Origin of the sequence: Musicola keenii (genome assembly GCF_014855505.1) — a bacterium.
In the GTDB taxonomy this organism is placed as follows: domain Bacteria; phylum Pseudomonadota; class Gammaproteobacteria; order Enterobacterales; family Enterobacteriaceae; genus Musicola; species Musicola paradisiaca.
The window spans coordinates 75,902-95,379 of sequence record NZ_JAAWVW010000007.1 but is presented as its reverse complement, the minus strand read 5'-3'; the positions used below and the strand labels follow the sequence as shown (position 1 = coordinate 95,379).

The 19,478-nt window shown below is 51.1% G+C and carries 17 protein-coding genes; 4 read left to right on the top strand and 13 right to left on the bottom strand.

The genetic code is table 11. The annotated features are described in order from the left end of the window. Position 1: 1 nt before the first annotated feature. On the bottom strand, positions 2-487 hold the full coding sequence (gene creA, locus HEP82_RS09590) for a protein CreA (protein WP_192457869.1): 486 nt from the start codon (positions 485-487) through the stop codon (positions 2-4). A 202-nt stretch (positions 488-689) separates the two neighbouring features. Between creA and robA the strand changes: the two genes are divergently transcribed. After that, positions 690-1,571 (top strand): MDR efflux pump AcrAB transcriptional activator RobA, encoded by an 882-nt coding sequence (gene robA, locus HEP82_RS09585; protein WP_192457868.1) that lies wholly within the window; start codon positions 690-692, stop codon positions 1,569-1,571. On the opposite strand, the gene gpmB is transcribed toward robA, so the two are convergent. Then, the gene (gene gpmB / locus HEP82_RS09580; RefSeq protein WP_192457867.1) at positions 1,568-2,218 is read right to left on the bottom strand and encodes a 2,3-diphosphoglycerate-dependent phosphoglycerate mutase GpmB; all 651 of its coding nucleotides are present in this window, start codon (positions 2,216-2,218) and stop codon (positions 1,568-1,570) included. The two genes, robA and gpmB, sit on opposite strands and share 4 nt — an antisense overlap. A gap of 51 nt (positions 2,219-2,269) precedes the next feature. On the opposite strand from gpmB, the gene yjjX reads away from it, so the two are divergent. Next, positions 2,270-2,809 (top strand): inosine/xanthosine triphosphatase, encoded by a 540-nt coding sequence (yjjX, locus tag HEP82_RS09575; protein WP_012764196.1) that lies wholly within the window; start codon positions 2,270-2,272, stop codon positions 2,807-2,809. Positions 2,810-2,821: 12 nt separating this feature from the next. Here yjjX and trpR read toward each other — a convergent pair whose 3' ends face one another. Both trpR and sltY read right to left on the bottom strand, forming a co-directional pair. Then, positions 2,822-3,154, bottom strand: a complete 333-nt coding sequence (gene trpR, locus HEP82_RS09570) for a trp operon repressor (RefSeq protein ID WP_192457866.1) — start codon at positions 3,152-3,154, stop codon at positions 2,822-2,824. A gap of 156 nt (positions 3,155-3,310) precedes the next feature. After that, positions 3,311-5,242 carry a murein transglycosylase gene (sltY, locus tag HEP82_RS09565; RefSeq protein WP_192457865.1) on the bottom strand — a complete coding sequence of 644 codons (1,932 nt, stop codon included), beginning with the start codon at positions 5,240-5,242 and terminating at the stop codon, positions 3,311-3,313. A 435-nt stretch (positions 5,243-5,677) separates the two neighbouring features. On the opposite strand from sltY, the gene ettA reads away from it, so the two are divergent. Continuing rightward, the gene (gene ettA, locus HEP82_RS09560; protein WP_192457864.1) at positions 5,678-7,342 is read left to right on the top strand and encodes an energy-dependent translational throttle protein EttA; all 1,665 of its coding nucleotides are present in this window, start codon (positions 5,678-5,680) and stop codon (positions 7,340-7,342) included. A gap of 171 nt (positions 7,343-7,513) precedes the next feature. Here the strand turns inward: ettA and HEP82_RS09555 are convergent, their stop codons facing one another. The 3 genes from HEP82_RS09555 to rpiA form a co-directional block, all read right to left on the bottom strand. Next, a complete protein-coding gene (locus HEP82_RS09555; protein ID WP_192457863.1) occupies positions 7,514-9,226 on the bottom strand; it encodes a methyl-accepting chemotaxis protein in 1,713 nt (570 codons plus the stop codon). Positions 9,227-9,758: 532 nt separating this feature from the next. Continuing rightward, entirely contained in the window at positions 9,759-10,991 is a 1,233-nt protein-coding gene (serA, locus tag HEP82_RS09550) for a phosphoglycerate dehydrogenase (protein WP_192457862.1), read from the bottom strand. A gap of 303 nt (positions 10,992-11,294) precedes the next feature. Next, on the bottom strand, positions 11,295-11,957 hold the full coding sequence (gene rpiA / locus HEP82_RS09545; RefSeq protein WP_192457861.1) for a ribose-5-phosphate isomerase RpiA: 663 nt from the start codon (positions 11,955-11,957) through the stop codon (positions 11,295-11,297). A gap of 194 nt (positions 11,958-12,151) precedes the next feature. Here rpiA and HEP82_RS09540 point away from each other — a divergent pair, with 194 nt between their 5' ends. Beyond that, positions 12,152-13,045, top strand: a complete 894-nt coding sequence (locus HEP82_RS09540) for a LysR family transcriptional regulator ArgP (protein ID WP_192457860.1) — start codon at positions 12,152-12,154, stop codon at positions 13,043-13,045. 56 nt (positions 13,046-13,101) lie between these two features. Here the strand turns inward: HEP82_RS09540 and HEP82_RS09535 are convergent, their stop codons facing one another. The 6 genes from HEP82_RS09535 to epd form a co-directional block, all read right to left on the bottom strand. Then, positions 13,102-13,830: an oxidative stress defense protein gene (locus HEP82_RS09535; protein WP_192457859.1), complete on the bottom strand. Its 729-nt coding sequence runs from the start codon at positions 13,828-13,830 to the stop codon at positions 13,102-13,104. 135 nt (positions 13,831-13,965) lie between these two features. Continuing rightward, entirely contained in the window at positions 13,966-14,586 is a 621-nt protein-coding gene (gene argO / locus HEP82_RS09530) for an arginine exporter ArgO (protein ID WP_192457858.1), read from the bottom strand. Positions 14,587-14,748: 162 nt separating this feature from the next. Further along, a complete protein-coding gene (gene mscS / locus HEP82_RS09525; protein WP_192457857.1) occupies positions 14,749-15,630 on the bottom strand; it encodes a small-conductance mechanosensitive channel MscS in 882 nt (293 codons plus the stop codon). A gap of 124 nt (positions 15,631-15,754) precedes the next feature. Then, the gene (gene fbaA, locus HEP82_RS09520) at positions 15,755-16,831 is read right to left on the bottom strand and encodes a class II fructose-bisphosphate aldolase (protein WP_192457856.1); all 1,077 of its coding nucleotides are present in this window, start codon (positions 16,829-16,831) and stop codon (positions 15,755-15,757) included. Positions 16,832-16,949: 118 nt separating this feature from the next. Further along, a complete protein-coding gene (gene pgk, locus HEP82_RS09515; RefSeq protein ID WP_192457855.1) occupies positions 16,950-18,113 on the bottom strand; it encodes a phosphoglycerate kinase in 1,164 nt (387 codons plus the stop codon). Positions 18,114-18,180: 67 nt separating this feature from the next. Continuing rightward, a complete protein-coding gene (epd, locus tag HEP82_RS09510; RefSeq protein WP_192457854.1) occupies positions 18,181-19,197 on the bottom strand; it encodes an erythrose-4-phosphate dehydrogenase in 1,017 nt (338 codons plus the stop codon). Between the last annotated feature and the right edge of the window lie 281 nt (positions 19,198-19,478).

Genomic DNA, 19,478 nt, shown 5'->3' with positions numbered 1-19,478 from the left:
GTTACTGCGACTTGCCCCACGGCAGAATAGGCACCGTGCTCAATGCATTCTTCGGAGAACCATCAACCAAACGATCAGAGTAGGTTAGATAAATGAGCGTATTACGTTTCTGATCATAAAAACGGACAACCTGTAGTTTCTTAAATATCAATGAAGTCCGTTGCTGAAAAACGACGCTGCCTTTGCCTTTACTCGCATTCGCCACTTTTTCCGTCAGAGTAATGGGACCGACCTGATTACAAGAAATAGCCGCGTCAGAGGTATCTTCAGCCAACCCAAGCCCCCCTTTAATCCCACCGGTCTTGGCCCTGCTCAAATAACAGGTGACATTGGACACATCTGGATCGTCAAACGCTTCCACCACAATTTTATGATCCGGCCCCAACAGCTTGAAGGCGGTATCAACGGAGCCAATCTCTTCTGCCCAGGTAGATGACACTCCCATAAGCATCCCCACGGAAAGAAGCAGAATTCTTTTTTGCATCATTAATTTTCCTTCACGTACCATCAATGGTTGTTTACTCTCACTAGCTTAGGCAGCATTGTCAGATGGATTTCTGTAACAACGTATGTTAATCAGATTCTTTGTTCATAAAGCACAAAAATCTTGGGAAGAGCCAGGATAAAAAAATTGCTATTATGCCGAGTCTTATACGCTTCACGCCCAGTGTGTTCTATGAGGACGTTCTATGGATCAAGCCAGTATTATACGAGACCTGCTTAACTGGCTGGAGGGTCATTTGGACCAGCCTTTATCGCTGGATAATGTAGCGGCCAAAGCTGGCTACTCGAAATGGCATTTGCAGCGGATGTTCAAGGACGTAACGGGTCATGCTATCGGCTCATATATCCGTGCACGTCGTCTAACCAAAGCGGCGGTCGCTTTGTGTCTGACCAGCCGCCCTATTCTCGATATCGCACTGCAATACCGATTCGATTCGCAACAGACCTTTACCCGCGCATTCAAAAAACAGTTTTCTCAAACACCGGCCTCTTATCGCCGTTCTGAAGACTGGAATACCATCGGCATCCACCCACCGATCCGGCTAGGGGCGTTCGACTTACCACAACCCCAGTTCATCATTCAGCCTGAAATGCATCTGGTCGGTGTCACTCAAAGCTATATTTGCAATCTGGAACAAATTTCTTCTTTCTGTAGCGAAATGCGCATCCATTTCTGGCGCCAATATCTGGGGGACGCTAAAACAGTACCGCCGGTGTTGTATGGATTACACAATGTTCTTCCCAGCCGGGACAAAGACGACGAGCAGGAAGTTCTTTACACTACGGCACTGGAGCCTCATCACGTGCCAGAGGGTATACATCCCGGTAAGTCAATTACACTGCCCGCAAGCGAATACGCCATGTTTGTGTACGAAGGTCCGAAGGACAATTTACAGGAGTTCATCATCAGTCTGTTCGATACCTGCCTGCCGACTTACAAACTGATCTGTCGTAAAGGATTCAGCATCGAACGCTACTATCCCGAAGAACGAAAAATCACTCCAGACACGCTTCGCGACCCACCTAAACTTATTCGTTGCGAATGCCTGATTCCAATCCGCCGTTAACGCTGAAGTTCATCCAAGGCCGGAGCATCAAGATGAGAAACATCTCCGGCTGTTTCCACTACCCATCCGGGAGCCAGCCAAGGGCTCTGCTGGTAATCGATACGGGACAATGAACAATTGCGCAGCCGCAAACGACGTTCAGCCCACGCGGGTAATCCCAGCAATGTACTGATCAGACATCCCAGAGCAATACCGTGACTAACCAACAAAGGGCGGCTTCCCTGAGGCAAATCGAGACATCTATCCAATACTCGATTCATGCGTACCGCCAGCTCAGACATAGACTCACCGTTAGGAATCCTTCCGCCTTCCGTACCGTCAATCAGCTGTTTGCGCCATCCTTCCTCTTCCAAGCTAAGGGAATCGATCATTCGCTCCTCAAGCACGCCCATATTCAGCTCTCTGAGGTCGGGTTCAAGGATGACGGGGCACTCGGCACAGGCGGCAGCGATAATATCTGCAGTTTGACGGGTTCGCCCCAGGTCACTGGTAAAAATGTGGGTAATTCCCAGCTGTCGGACACGCGCAGCAACCCGATACGCCTGATGTTCGCCAGCCTGCGTCAACATGCTGTCTGATTGCCCCTGGATACGTCTGGCGACATTCCACTCAGTCTCGCCATGACGAACAAGATATACCTGTAACATGATCGTTTTCCGTTATACTGCATCAAATTAACTACAAAGTAAGGAAACTCTATGTTTTACGTTGTAGCTGCTACCACTAACCCGGCAAAAATTAACGCCATCACTTTAGCATTTGCCGATGTTTTTGGTGCAGATAATTGCCGTATTGAGGGAGTCAATGTCGATAGTGGCGTATCCAGTCAGCCACAAGGCTCTATTGAAACACGAACCGGGGCCCGCAATCGCGTGATGAGAGCACGTCAGGTAAGGCCCGAAGCTGATTTTTGGGTTGGCGTGGAAGCCGGTATTGAAGAAGGGATGACCTTCGCCTGGATGGTTATCGAAAATGCGACCATCCGGGGAGAATCTCGCTCAGCTAGTCTGGTGCTGCCGGAAAGCATTCTGCAGGGCATACGCGAAGGCCGCGAACTGGGAGATGAAATGGCGCGCCTGACTGGCATTCAGGATATAAAGCATCAAGGTGGGGCGATTGGCGTATTCACTGACGGTAAACTCACCAGAACCAGCGTCTACTATCAGGCATTACTTCTTGCGCTGGTTCCGTTTCACAATCCGCTTTATCAACGTCCTGCCGGCACATCTCAGGCATAAGTGTTCATACTCTTATGCGTCATTTTTCGGCAGAAGCTGCGCCTCCAACCATGACTTCAATGCAACAGGCGCAGTTTTCAAACTGTTGGAACCTCGGGTAATGGTTGCAATACCGGTTCCCAGTTCATTCTTGAGCTCCCGCTGACTCAACGTTCCTCTCATCAATTCCTGAACAATGCGAACCCGCGTACCCAACGCCGTCTTTTCATCCGGCGTCAGCAGTAGCTGAAGCAAAGGTTCATCCATGTCCTGGATGACGGCCTGCCGCAACAACCATACAAACTGACGCCAATACTCATCATCCTGTTCGGTTGGTGCAGCGTCATTGAAGAAATAGGGTGTCATAACCACGCGCCATACTAATTAACTAGTACAAAAGAATAGCATAAGCTCTACTACAAAAAGAAGTACGCCGGGTTTCTTCCCGGCGTTACCGCGCACACATGACATCACTGACCATAACCGCCATTCTTCAGGTGGAGCTTGAGGAACAAGATCGGTTTAATAGCGTCGACGCCACTCACTGTCTGTCATTAATTGGGTGGGCCGGCTCAACAGATTGCGGTAAAAAACGTCATAGGCCAGCACATTCTTGACATACCCGCGCGTTTCCGAAAACGGAATACTTTCAACAAACGCCACCGCGTCTATGCGGCCTTCACTATTCTTCAACCAGGTACTTACCCGCGAAGGCCCGGCATTATAGGCAGCGGAAGCCAGAATACGGTTTTGCCCGAACGACTGATAAACATATTCAAGATAGCTGGAGCCCAACTGGATGTTCATTTGAGGGTCGAGTAATTGACTACTGTCGCTGTAACTAGTGACATTAAACATTTGCGCCGTATGTTGTGCTGTAGCCGGCATCAGTTGCATTAAACCAGCAGCCCCCACACTAGAGCGAGCCTGCGGATTCCAGGCACTTTCCTGCCGGGCGATGGCCATGGCATAACTTTGACTGATCCCCTTACCTTGCGTCGCCTGGCGAAACTCGTCATTCCACGCTAAAGGAAAACGCTCCTCAAGGTTATCCCAGAGCTTAGCCACTATCGTCGCCTGCACGCTTAAATCATACCAACGTTGTTCAAACGCAAATCTGGCCAACGCTTCCTGTTGTGGACGATCACGGCTGGCGACTAATCCCGCCCATTCAGAACGAGCCAGACTTTCCAGCCGCCAGTACATCAATTCGCGTATTCGGGCAATCTCCGGCAATTGCCCAATTGAGCGATCGGGTCTGGCCGAAATAACCGTTGTCAGCGGATAGTTCACATTCAGCCGCTGTGCGGCCACCATCGGATAAAAACCACGCTGCTTCATCAAATCCCGCAGTTGATTTTCACCATCCTCACGCTGTCCCTGTTCAATAAGCAACACCGCTCGCCAGTAGCGCCACTCGTCTTTCTGTAATACCTCTGCAGGCAGGCGGGTCAACCATTGCGACAATCCCTGATGATCGTCTTGCCCCAATGCAAGACGCACCCGCCGTTCGATTAATGGCGCTGACTTGCTCTTTGCGATAACGGCATCACGCCACCGAGCCTGCTCATCCGAAACGTCAGTCCCCATAAAACGCCATGCCACATCCTCATCCATTGTCTGTCGATCCTGGCTTCCGAACCGCTGCAATCTCACCAGCTGAGGCAACAACGAACGGGCGCTATCCGGATCTTGTCTGGCGATACGGCTAAATGCGGCCAATAAGGCTTTACGGGTGAAATCTGTCGGGCCAACAGTGCGGGCAAAACGTTCCACCGTCTTGGTCGACGTATTTTGCAGTCTCAATAGAGCATCGGTAATCGTTTTATAATCAGGGGGAAGCTGTCTCGCCAGATGGCTCACTAAACCGCTATTGCCTTCCCCCATGGCCAAACGCATACGCTCAAGAACCATCATCGATGTCATTCCGCCATTCTGCTGCCAGGCAGTAAACAACTTGTCGCAGGAAGGAGGTAAGGAACGACCGGTTAACCAGATATCTCGGGTTTGATCCCAAATACCCTGGGGCTGGTTCACCATCAGACGCGCATACAAATAATTACAGCGCGCAGCAACGGGTTTAGGTTGCTCGGGGCTGAACGACAACAACCCGCTCCAATCCTGACGCCGCGCCAGCTCATTGATAAAATTGTTATTCAGTGTTCGAACGGCAGGCAGGGTCGGATGCGTAGCAATAAACTGTTTAACCTGCACAATGCTGAGAAGGGAAACATCCTGAGTCAAAGCCCGATACTCAAGATAAGGATAAAGCGGATAATCTCGCAGCGTTGGCATCAGTTGAGACACCACATCCAGTTGATTACTATCCCACGCAAGTTTGATCTGTTGATAGCGCTGACGCTGCTCATCCAAAGAATCAGCAAAAACCTGACATGACGCGCCGACCAGACACACCCCTGCAACGATATAACGCCAATATCCTACTTTGAACATGACAGCCCCAACCTCAATTCGTTACCGCTTCTGAATACCACCGCTGAACGTAAGCACCCACACTCACAACAAGCGCTCTTGTAACCATGGCAAGCGTTTTCATACCGAGCAAGTGTGTCACAGACTGGTTGGCAACGATACGCTGAACCTCTGTCGATGCGGAGAAAAAAGATGTCTTTTAGGTGCGATTCCGGAACTCGCTCGCAATGTTGCTCAACATCCCGGCCACATCTTGCAGCCTGAAGGAACCTCCCCCGCAAAGCAGGCATCACTACCGCAGTACGGCTGGGATTGAACGTTGAAAACAGCTAAACTCCGTCAACAGAAAATACTTTTGACCGCAGGAGTCCAACTCCCAAGGTTCATGCCCCCACATGCGCCATGCTTTTATGGCATAACGCTAAACCGGACAGACAGAAAGAGGCTCAGAGCAACGTGGCTCAATACGTTTATACTATGCATCGCGTCGGTAAAGTCGTACCACCGAAGCGTCATATTCTGAAAAATATCTCCCTTAGTTTCTTTCCAGGCGCCAAAATCGGCGTTTTGGGGCTTAATGGCGCAGGTAAATCCACTTTGCTGCGCATTATGGCCGGCATCGATAAAGACATCGAAGGCGAGGCCCGCCCGCAGCCGGGCATCAAAATCGGCTACCTGCCCCAGGAACCGCAACTGAACCTAGAACAGACGGTTCGGGAAACCATAGAAGAAGCGGTTTCAGAAGTAAAAAATGCGCTGACTCGTTTGGATGAAGTCTATGCTGCCTATGCGGATCCGGAAGCAGATTTTGACAAACTGGCTAAAGAACAGGGTGAATTAGAAGCCATCATCCAGGCTCATGATGGGCATAATCTGGATAACCAACTTGAGCGTGCAGCGGATGCACTGCGTTTGCCACCATGGGATGCAAAAATCGCCCACCTGTCTGGTGGTGAACGCCGTCGTGTTGCTATCTGCCGTCTGCTGCTGGAAAAACCGGACATGCTACTGCTAGACGAACCGACCAACCATCTGGATGCCGAATCCGTCGCCTGGCTGGAGCGCTTCCTGCACGATTATGAAGGAACCGTCGTGGCCATTACCCATGATCGCTATTTCCTCGACAACGTCGCTGGTTGGATTCTTGAGCTGGATCGTGGCGAAGGCATCCCTTGGGAAGGCAACTATTCATCCTGGCTGGAGCAGAAGGATCAGCGTCTGGCGCAGGAGGCTGCATCTGAGGCAGCTCGCCGCAAGTCCATCGAAAAAGAACTGGAGTGGGTTCGCCAGAATCCGAAAGGACGTCAGGCCAAAGGCAAGGCCCGTCTGGCACGCTTTGATGAACTCAACAGCGTCGAATATCAAAAACGCAATGAAACCAGTGAATTGTTCATTCCACCCGGCCCCCGCTTGGGCGATAAGGTGCTGGAAGTGGCGGCATTGACTAAATCCTATGGCGACCGGGTGCTGATCGATAACTTGTCGTTCAACATCCCGAAAGGCGCCATCGTCGGTATCATCGGCCCTAACGGTGCGGGTAAATCCACCCTGTTCCGTCTGTTGTCCAGTCAGGAACAACCGGACGCCGGCACGATTACACTCGGCGACACCGTCCAGTTGGCTTCTGTTGATCAATTCCGCGACAGTATGGACAACAACAAAACCGTGTGGGAAGAGGTGTCAGGCGGGCAGGACATCATGCGGATCGGCAACTTTGAAATCCCGAGCCGGGCTTATGTCGGTCGGTTCAACTTTAAAGGTGTAGATCAGGGTAAGCGTATCGGCGAGCTTTCAGGCGGTGAACGCGGTCGCGTACATCTGGCGAAACTGCTGCAGGTTGGCGGCAACATGTTGCTGCTCGACGAACCGACTAACGACCTGGATATCGAAACATTACGAGCACTGGAAAACGCCCTGCTGGAATTTCCTGGCTGTGCGATGGTCATCTCCCATGACCGCTGGTTCTTGGATCGCATCGCCACACACATCATCGATTATCAGGATGAAGGCAGAGTGGAGTTCTTTGAAGGCAACTTCACAGAATATGAAGAATATAAAAAACGTACTTTGGGTGCAGAGGCCTTGGAACCTCACCGTATCAAATACAAGAGGATGGCCTGAGTCGTCTGATTGCCCACGTTTAAAGCCGCATTGCATTATCTAGCTAGAAGAGCGGCGTCCACTCTGTTCAGCGTATAACGGCTTCCCAAACGGGAAGCCGTTTCTTTATTGCATTGATTCTTCAAGCTAAATAATCGAGAGATCTCTGACAGATAGCCTTTCGCATCAACGTTAAAAAACCGTCCAGTTCTGATCGTCGCCAGGCTTTTTCTTCCCATGGCCTATCGCTGCGGTCGCCGTTACAGGCACCAGCGGCTGATTTTGACGTGGTGCCACGACAGTGAGGGGGGCTTTTTCAGTATAAGAACGCAATTTGAATACAGAGACAGCCTGAGTCAGCCGCTCTGCCTGAGACTCCAAAGATGCAGCAGCAGAAGAGGCCTCTTGAACCAAGGCAGCATTTTGCTGGGTTGATCCCTCCATTTCGACAACCGCCTGATTGACCTGCTCAATGCCGCGGCGTTGCTCATCGGAGGCGGATGCGATTTCCCCCATAATATCCGTCACACTGACGACAGCATTCACGATTTCATCCATCGTTGCGCCCGCCCGACTTACCAGCTCCGAGCCGGAATCAACCAAACGTCCCGACTCACCAATAAGGGATTCTATTTCTTTCGCTGCCTGAGCGCTTCGCTGAGCCAGATTTCGTACCTCACCGGCCACGACGGCAAAACCCCGCCCTTGTTCGCCTGCCCGCGCCGCCTCAACAGCTGCATTCAACGCCAGAATATTGGTTTGGAATGCAATGCTATTGATAACACTGGTAATTTCTGAAATTTTTCTGGAGCTGGCAGAAATATTGCTCATCGTAGTAACTACTTCCTTCACAATATCGCCGCCCTGCTCTGCTTTGGTAGAAGCATTACGGGCCAGTTGACTGGCGTGACTGGCGTTGTCGGAGTTCTGCTTCACTGTAGAAGTCAACTCTTCCATGCTGGCAGCCGTCTGCTCAAGAGCCGCTGCTTGCTGTTCAGTACGAGAAGACAGATCGACGTTACCCACGCTAATCTCGGACGCGCCCTGATAAATAGAATCAGCACCATCACGCACGATTGAAACGGTATTCGTCAGCGAATCCTGCATCTGTTGAAGATTCTTACCAAGAATACCTATTTCATTACGTCCCAAATCGACAGGCGGCTGCGTCAAATCCCCCCTGGCAATGTTCTGAATGCGAGCAATCAGAATATCCACCGGCATCAGGACTGCTCTGCGAATGATAAAATAGCTGAGCACAGCTAACACAATCGACAACACAAATGCCGTTCCCATCAGGGTGTATCCCAAATTGGACTTTCTTTCCGCCTCGGTATTGATCCGGCTCGCATACTCACTCAGATACTTCACCTCCTTACGAACAGGAAGTGCATAGTTATTGTCCAGCTGTCGCGCTAATGTTGTCTCTAGCTCAATAACGCTCTCGAACTCACCACCACGCACCATCTCCACCATAGGCAACAGTACGTTATTACGGTAAGCGTTGTAACTGGCCGTCAATTCGCTATCTAGCGCCTTTTCTTCCGAAGACTGATCGACACGGGCCATGTATTCGTCGAATCGTTTTTTGGAACTATTAATTCGATCGTTAGCTTCTTTAAATGACTGATTATATGAATCTTTATCACCAATTCTCGACGCTGCCACCGCCTGAACCAGCAACTGACGAGCGACACGCAGTTGATCCATACTGCTGCTAATTCCCGAGCGCGTATCCGATGCCTGATTAGCCATATCTAACGCATCGTTACTCTGTTTCAAAAAGTAGCTCGCGGTGCCGATAGAAAGTGCAAACAACAACAGAATGATCGTCAACAACGTAATGAAAAACGTCACCAGACGAACATTGTTTACCGAAGAAATTTTTCTTTTTTGTTCTGCCATTCCGATTTCTCGCTTTAACGCTAAAGATACTATTCGTATCCTACGCCATAATAAAATACAAAGACTTACAGCATTATACCTAGTCAGATTGCCTGGCTAGAATCCATGCTAATAAATGAAAAAATCACATGCGTCGGATACGGGGGCTAGACATCATTAAAATGAAACGATGTTTCTTTTTTAATATAACAAAATTCTATTCAGATAAGAAAAGGTATTACTCAAGATCCCAAAGATGTACGGTAAATACCGAGAACATATAACAATTCACTTACTGTCCAGATAATCGATAATACGCCACCGTAAAGTTCGTCTTTAACGCATTTAAAAGGTCTTATATCTGTGAAGTAGATCAAATTGGTATTTTCACCGGGTAGTGCGAATAACACGTGGAGAGATAAAAACACCAGACGGTATAACGTCTCGCTTGCAAACAGCGCTTCATTTCCGATGACAAGTTGGTAAGGATAATTAAAAAATCCAGCCCCGCTAGCGGCGACTGGATTTTTTCAAAATGGCAAAGTGGGGTGGATCAATAAAGCAGGCGAGCACGGATCGTGCCTGGAATAGCCTTCATTAGCTGCAATGCTGTATCCGCACCGTCAGTTTCCACGTCGATCACCACATAACCGATTTCAGCGCTGGTCTGCAGATACTGTGCGGCAATATTGATGCCCTGAGCAGCAAAGATATTGTTAATTTGCGTCATGACGCCTGGACGGTTTTCATGGATGTGCAACAGACGGCTGGCGCGTTCACCGTGGGCCGGCAAAGAAACTTCAGGGAAATTGACCGCTGAGAGCGTAGAACCGTTATCGGAATATTTCGCCAGTTTGCCAGCGACTTCATCCCCAATATTTTCCTGCGCTTCCTGTGTTGAACCGCCAATATGCGGAGTCAGTAAGACATTATCGAATTCGCTCAGCGGGGAAACAAAAGGATCGCTGTTGGTAGCAGGCTCTGTCGGGAATACATCAATGGCTGCGCCAGAAAGATGCTTACTGCGCAGCGCCTCACACAGGGCGGGAATATCTACCACAGTACCGCGCGACGCATTGATCAGAATCGAACCGGGCTTCATCAGCGCTAACGCATCCGCATTGATCATATTTTGGGTACTGTCCGTCTCCGGTACATGCAGACTGACCACATCGCTCATGTTCAGCAGATCAGACAGATGGCGCACCTGTTGAGCATTACCCAACGGTAGCTTGCTTTCAATATCATAGAAGTAAACATGCATCCCCAGCCCTTCGGCCAAAATACCAAGCTGAGTGCCGATGTGACCATAACCGATGATGCCCAGCTTCTTGCCGCGAGCCTCATAACAGCCGACCGCCTGCTTGTGCCAGATACCGCGATGCGCATTAGCATTAGCGGAAGGAATGCCGCGCAACATCAGCAACAATTCGCCGATCACCATTTCAGCGACAGAACGAGTGTTGGAAAAAGGCGCGTTGAACACTGGAATACCGCGTTTGGTTGCAGCAGGCAGTTCCACTTGATTAGTACCGATGCAGAAACACCCGACGGCCACCAGCTTTTCCGCAGCGGCAAAAATCTCTTCCGTCAGATGAGTACGTGAGCGAATGCCTACAAAATGCGCATCGCGGATTGAGGCTTTTAATGACTCAGGATCCAGTGCGCCTTTATGGTATTCAATGTTGGTGTACCCCGCAGCGCGAAGATTCTCAACCGCACTCTGATGTACGCCTTCCAACAACAGAAACTTAATCTTGTCTTTTTCCAGTGATACCTTTGCCATTTCCCGACCTTATTTTCAGACTTCAGATGCGACGGTCTACAAACCGACCTCAGCAAACATAACAAAAATTACGCAGGCGGCAATACAAACGATTGCCTACACCAGTTACCCTGCTGCTCAGCCACCCGGCTTATACGGCGATAAATGCTACCAACCGTCACTTGAGCCAGACAGCGATGATACCAAATAAGAGAAACTGATATTAAGTACCAAAAATGAGCCGTTAACAAGAGTGGTTTTTTGAGATAAAAAAATCCGGCCAGGTTTACACCGTAGCCGGATGATGACGTGAGGCGCGTAAGATTACTTCAATCGAACGGTTTTGACGCCATCGGCCATTCCGACCAGCGCCACATCAGCACCTCGGTTGGCAAACAGCCCGACAGTCACCACGCCAGCAATACCGTTGATGCGATTCTCCATAGCCACCGCATCAGATAAATCAAAGTCATGTACGTCCAGGATAATGTTGCCGTTATCCGTCAATACGCCGTCACGATACAGCGGGCGACCGCCCAGTTTAGTCAGCTCGCGGGTGACATAAGTGCGAGCCATTGGAATGACTTCCACCGGCAACGGGAACTTACCCAGCACCTCAACCTGCTTTGAGGCATCCACTATGCACACAAATTGGCGGGAAATGGCTGCAACAATTTTCTCGCGCGTCAACGCCGCGCCGCCGCCTTTGATCATCTGCATGTGGGGATTAATTTCATCAGCGCCATCGACGTAAACATCCAGCGCATCGACATCATTACAATCAAAGACCGGGATACCCAGGCTTTTCAGTTTGGCAGTCGACGCATCAGAGCTGGATACAGCGCCTTTAATCTGATCCTTGATCGTACCCAATGCGTCAATAAAGTGTGCGGCGGTAGACCCCGTACCTACGCCAACAATCGTCCCGGGCCGGACATAATCCAGTGCGGCCCAACCAACGGCCTTTTTCAGTTCATCCTGCGTCATGGTGTATGCCTGTTATTACGACGAAAACGTGTGCGTATTATAAGGCATGACAGGGGCAAAAGGAGGAATTTGTCCGGCATTCGGCATACAAAGCTCCACCGTACTCGGGCTTCGACATGATTTTTTTCGGCGATTGCCCTGAGAAATGTGGCATAGTGCCAGAACAGTTTTTTTTCAGAGGATTCTTCAACTTCATGAAACGCCCGGACTATCGCACCCTTCAGGCGCTGGACGCCGTAATCCGTGAGCGTGGTTTTGAACGCGCTGCTCAAAAACTCTGCATTACCCAATCCGCGGTTTCACAGCGCATCAAACAGTTGGAGAACCTTTTCGGTCAACCCCTGCTCGTTAGAACGATTCCTCCTCGCCCCACGGAGCAAGGGCAAAAACTACTGGCTCTGCTGCATCAGGTCGAACTACTGGAAGAAGAGTGGCTGGGTAATGAAAACGGTAACGAAACACCATTATTACTCTCTTTGGCGGTGAACGCCGACAGTCTGGCAACCTGGCTGCTGCCAGCATTGCAACCGGTGCTGGTGGATTCACCAATACGCCTTAATCTGCAGGTGGAAGACGAAACCCGAACCCAGGAGCGCCTGCGCCGCGGAGAGGTAGTTGGCGCCGTCAGTATTCAATCGCAGCCGCTGCCCAGTTGTCTGGTCGATAAACTGGGGGCGTTGGACTATTTATTTGTAGCGTCTCCGGAGTTCGCGAACCGCTATTTCCCCAACGGTGTAACCCGCTCCGCGCTGCTGCGAGCTCCCGCTGTTGCTTTCGACCATCTCGACGACATGCATCAGGCATTTTTGCAACAAAACTTCGAACTACCGCCCGGCAGCGTTCCTTGCCACATCGTTAACTCATCCGAAGCGTTTGTACAACTGGCTCGGCAAGGTACGACCTGCTGTATGATCCCGCATCTGCAGATAGAAAAAGAGCTGGCAAGCAGCGACCTGATCGATTTGACGCCCGGTCTGTTCCAGCGCCGAATGCTGTACTGGCATCGCTTCGCGCCGGAAAGCCGGATGATGAGGAAAGTGACGGATGCCTTGTTGACCCACGGGCATCAGGTGCTTCGCCAGTCTTAGCAGACCGGCTCCACCCCCATAGCGATAGCGCTGCTCATCTGTTACCGCGCGTTGAATCAACGGTTCCGTTGTAATTCAAATACCACATCGACCTGATCGTCGAAATGTATCGCCTGCTGCTGATAGGTTTGCGCGACATCGTTCGGTGCCAACGCCTCGGTGGCTTTCAGCATACGCGCGACCGGCATCGGCTGATAATTTGAAACATGGTAGCGAATGCTATAAATCGGCCCCAGCGTTGTATTAAAGCCAGCCGCCAGTGACTGAGCCTGATGAGTCGCCTGTTCTATCGCTTTTTTGCGCGCTTGCTCACGATAAGTATCCGGATTGGATACCCCAAAATCCACCATGCGGATTTCATTCAAACCAGCCTTCAGCGCGCCATCCAACAATGCGTCCAATTTGTCTAACTGGCGTAATGTCACTTCCACTTGCCGAACCGCACGATATCCCTTCAATACCGAACCGCCGTTTTTCTGATAATCGTACTCTGGTCGGGTATTCAGGTTGGCGGCATTGATATCCGGCTTATCAACGCCATTCCGAACCAGAAAATCAACATACTGCGCCACTCGGTTATCAACCTGCTTCTTGGCATCGACCGCTTCTTTTGACGAGACACTCACTTCAATGACCAGACGGGCGAGATCCGGAAAGGCCTCTACGCTTGCCGTCCCGGAGGTGACGACATGAGGGCCATTCGGCAATTCATTGTTGGCCAGCGCCGAGGTGGCAAAAACACAACTCCCCAGCAAGGTAGCCATGGTCAGATTTTTCAGTTTCACGCGATACCCTCTATCTCTGCGCCATCATCGCCATCAGATGGATACGGCGATGAAACAGTACCGGACACCTTAACGAAAGGCTGCCCTTTCTCAATATAGGAGAAGTTCCGAATCTGACCGGGCCAATCAACGATCTCACAGATGTTGCCAACCATCGTGCGCCAGCTGCAACGCCATACTCCACATAACTGCACCGACGAAAAGATTGATAACCCGCTGACAACGGACGGAACGCAGCCAAGGCGCAAACCACGAAGCCAAAACCGCCAACCCGAAGAACCACACAAACGACGCCGTTATCGAGCCCAACGCAAACCAGCTTCGCTCGCCGGTTTCCAACCTGCCGCCCAGACTGCCCAACACAACGAAAGTATCCAGATACACATGCGGGTTAAGCCAGGTGACAGCAAGCAGCGTCAGCATAATGCGCCAACGGCTTTCACGGCTGATTTTCGCATCATTCAGTTGGATATCACGCTGGCATGCAATCCGTATGGCACCCCAGCCATACCACAGCAGAAATGCTACGCCTCCCCAAGTGACCAGCATCATCAACAACACCGACTGCGTCAGCAACGCGCTACCGCCGAACACGCCAGCACAAATCAACGCCATATCGCTTAATGAACATATCAACGCAATGGTCAGATGGTAATGGCGACGGATTCCCTGGTTCATCACAAACATATTTTGCGGCCCTAGCGGCAAAATCATCGCAGCCCCCAGAAAGAAACCTTGCCAATAAATCATCGTCATTTCCTACATATCCCCAACCAGTTCAATCATGTCGGCAGTGTATGAGGTGTATATCATTAACGGAAATGGGAAATATTAATCTGTCATTAGCATGATTAATAACAAAACGGCCCGACGATCGTCGGGCCGAAACCGAATTCATAGCATCCGCGGCAGCAGCAGTTACAGCGTTGGAATATCCCGCGATGCCTGCGGCACTGCGGTATTCTGGTGCAGGTGCACATCCAACTGGGGGTATGGGATACCGATTTTATGTTGATCCAACGCCCGTTTGAAATTCTCCAGTAAGTCCCAGTATACCGGCATGGCATCTCCATTGGTGGTCCAGACTCGCACCACAAAATTAAGTGATGACGGCGCCATCTCGTTCAGACGAATAATGACCTCCTTTTCATGCTGGATACGCTTGTCGGCGGCGACGATATCACCAAGCACTGTTTTCACCACATCGATATCCGCGTCATAGGCCACGCCGACGATGATTTCCGTCCGACGATCCGGCTCACGGGAACTGTTGATGATATTGCCCGCGATCACTTTGCCATTCGGCACCACGATGATTTTGCCGTCGGCGGTACGCAAGGTTGTCGAGAAGATCTGGACTTGAATCACGGTACCGGCAATGCCCCCCAGATCGACGGCCTCACCGCTACGAAAAGGCCTGAAGATAACCAGCAACACCCCAGCCGCAAAATTTGACAACGACCCCTGCAATGCCAAGCCGACTGCCAAACCGGCAGCACCTAAGACAGCAATGACCGAGGTGGTTTGTACGCCAATGCGACTTAACGCGGCAATCAGGGTGAACGCGATAATACCGTATCGCACCAACGCGGAAAGGAAATCAGCCACCGTAGCGTCGATATGCCGCGCCGTCATCAATCGATTAAGCGTATTGGCGACAATACGCGCGACGATTAACCCAACAATAAGAATGATAAAAGCCGCGACGATATTCACAGCGTACTGTAGTAAAAGGTTCTGGTTATCAACCAGCCAGTGCTGCAGGCGATTGACACTTTCAGTTACGTTCAGGTCTTCCATATTATTCTCCTGTCTTTGAAAAAACTCAGGCTGTGTATAGACGAACCCATCATCCCGACCGATATGCGGCGGATAAAAATAAGGCTCCCGTGGGGGAGCCCTGAATGTATATTCTGGCGTGTTATTACAGAACGTCGACAGCGTTCAGCTCTTTAAACGCTTTTTCCAGACGGGCTACCATGCTGGCCTGACCAGCACGCAACCATACGCGCGGATCATAGTATTTCTTGTTCGGCTTGTCTTCCCCTTCCGGGTTGCCCAACTGGCCCTGCAGATAGCCTTCGTTTTTCTTGTAGTAGTTCAGAATACCTTCCCAGGTTGCCCACTGAGTATCGGTATCAATGTTCATCTTCACCACGCCGTAGCTGACTGCTTCAGCAATCTCTTCCGCCGTAGAACCAGAACCACCGTGGAAAACGAAGTCTAGGCTATTGTGCGGCAGGTTGAACTTCTTGGAGACGAACTCCTGGGAGTTACGCAGGATTTTCGGCGTCAACTGCACGTTGCCCGGCTTGTACACGCCATGCACGTTGCCGAAGGAAGCCGCGATGGTGAAACGAGGGCTAATGGCGTTCAGTTTTTCATACGCATAAGCCACGTCTTCCGGCTGGGTATACAGCGCAGAGTTATCCAGATGGCTGTTATCCACGCCATCCTCTTCCCCGCCAGTGCAACCCAGTTCAATTTCCAGCGTCATGTCCAGCTTCGCCATGCGAGCCAGATATTTGCTGCAGATTTCGATGTTTTCTTCCAGAGACTCTTCAGACAGGTCGATCATATGGGAAGAGAACAGCGGTTTGCCGGTAGCTGCGTAGTGCTTCTCGCCCGCATCCAGCAGGCCGTCGAGCCACGGCAGCAGTTTTTTCGCGCAATGGTCAGTATGCAGAATCACCGGAATACCATAGTGTTCAGCCATCTGATGAACATGGTGAGCGCCAGAAATCGCACCCAAAATAGCCGCCTGCTGGCCTTCGGCTTTCAGACCTTTGCCCGCGGTAAACGCAGCGCCGCCGTTGGAGAACTGAACGATGACCGGCGCACGTACTTTGGCTGCGGCTTCCAGTACTGCATTGATGGAATCAGTACCGACGCAGTTAACTGCCGGCAGTGCAAACTTGTTTTCTTTGGCAATTGCGAAAACTTTCTGCACGTCATCACCGGTGATGACGCCAGGTTTTACGAAATCAAAGATTTTAGACATGTTACGTGTCCTGTTTCGTTGGCCGTGGAGGGTTAGAGACTCAATGGTTACTTTAACGGCGGCCCGATACTCCAGTCAGGCCGCAAGGGACGAAAGCACACTCCCGTCCCGATATCGATTACTGCCGTGCACGCTCTTCCAGCATGACGACCGCAGGCAGTTTCTTGCCTTCGACAAACTCCAGGAAGGCGCCGCCGCCCGTGGAGATGTAGGAAATCTTGTCGGCAATACCGAACAGATCAATCGCCGCCAGTGTGTCGCCGCCGCCGGCGATGGAGAAAGCATCACTGTTGGCGATAGCCTGGGCGATGATTTCCGTTCCTTTACGGAAGTTCGGGAATTCAAATACGCCGACCGGGCCGTTCCACAGAATGGTTTTGGCATTTTTCAGGATATCGGCCAGACGCTCGGCGGACACATCGCCCAGATCCAGAATCTGCTCGTCATCTTTAATTGCAGTCACGGATTTCAGCGTCGCCGTTGCAGTTTCGGAAAACTCGGTCGCAACACGCACGTCGCTCGGAACCGGAATATCACAGGTTTCCAGCAGTTTTTTCGCTTCAGGAATCAGTTCCGCTTCGTACAGGGATTTACCCACGTTGTGCCCCTGGGCAGCAACGAAAGTATTGGCAATGCCGCCGCCGACAATCAGCTGATCAGCGATCTTGGACAGCGAGTCCAGAACGGTCAGTTTGGTAGAGACTTTGGAACCGCCGACGATGGCAACCATCGGACGAGCCGGATTACCCAGCGCTTTGCCCAGCGCTTCCAGTTCATCGGACAGCAGCGGGCCGGCACAGGCGATCGGCGCAAATTTGCCCACGCCGTGCGTGGACGCCTGGGCACGGTGAGCCGTACCGAACGCATCCATCACGAATACATCGCACAATGCGGCATATTTTTTGGACAGTGCTTCGTCGTCTTTCTTCTCGCCTTTGTTGAAACGAACGTTTTCCAGTACGACCAGTTCGCCTTCGGCGACATCAACGCCGTCCAGGTAATCTTTGGCCAGACGCACCGGAGAAGACAGGTGATCTTTCAGGTAATTCACCACCGGCAGCAGGGAGAACTCTTCGTTGTATTCGCCTTCGGTCGGGCGCCCCAGATGAGACGTCACCATCACGCGAGCTCCCTGTTTCAGGGCAATTTCAATGGTCGGCAATGATGCACGGATACGTGCGTCAGACGTCACTTTGCCATCTTTAACCGGCACGTTTAGATCCGCACGGATCAACACACGTTTACCAGCCAGATCCAGATCGGTCATCTTAATTACAGCCATGGTGAATCCTCTTGTTGATTCTCTTCAAAGTTGCTTGAACGAGATACCGGCGCACCGGTACCGACTATCAGAAACCGCAGGCCGCCATTGCCTGTGTTGTGTCCAACATCCGGTTGGCAAAGCCCCATTCGTTATCACACCAGACCAGCGTTTTAACCAGATGCTGGCCGCTGACCCGGGTTTGCGTGCCATCCACAATCGCACTATGGGGATCGTGGTTAAAATCCGCGGAAACCAGCGGTAATTCGGTATAGTCAACTATACCACGAAATGCATCCTGCGCTGACTGACGGAAAAGTGTATTGATTTCATTCACATTTACCGCTTTTTTCACGCTAACGCTCAAGTCGATGGCCGTCACGTTAATGGTCGGCACCCGCACGGAAATTGCCTCAAAACGGTCAGCGAACTTCGGAAAAAATCGCGTAATCCCCACCGCCAGTTTGGTATCCACCGGAATGATAGACTGGCTTGCCGCCCGGGTGCGGCGCAAATCATGATGATAGGCATCAATGACCGGTTGATCGTTCATAGAGGCATGAATCGTCGTAACAGTACCGCTTTCTATATCAAACGAGTCATCCAACAGCTTGATGATCGGTATGATGCAATTGGTGGTACAGGAAGCGTTGGACACCAGACGATGCGTCGATAGCAAATCGGCATGGTTAACGCCGTATACGACGGTGGCATCCAAATCCGGCGCTCCGGGATGTGAAAACAGCACCTTTTTAGCACCGGCGGCCAAATGGGCCTCGCCATCCGCCCGACTGCCGTATACACCACTGCAATCCAGCACCACATCGACACCCAGCTCTTTCCAGGGCAACGCATGAATATCCGCCTGATGTAACAAACGGATAGTATCGTCGCCGACCGACAACCGATCACACTCCTGACGTACATCCCATGAGAAACGACCGTGGCTACTGTCATATTTAAGCAGATGGGCAATACCTTCGGCGCTGGCCAGCTCATTGATCGCCACCACCACCATTTCGGCCCGCCGACCGGACTCGTACAATGCCCGCAGTACGCTGCGGCCAATGCGGCCAAAACCGTTTATCGCAATACGGATTGCCATGAAAATCCCTGTGTAATGATAAAAGCGTGCGCGTAATAGGATAATCAGTACGTCGTCAGGAATAAACCGCTTGTTATATGCCAGTCCCCCCGATCTGCAGCCCCGAAAAATGCCGTCAGAACGATGACTGAAACGCTTCAGCTAGGATAAACAAAATAAGAACCAAAAGGAATACACCGGGGAAACGGATGCCAGAACAGTGACTCACATCAAAAAATTACCGCACGCTTTGCTGCCCTATCTCGGTGCAGATCAAAAAAGGCCGGGATACTCCCGGCCTT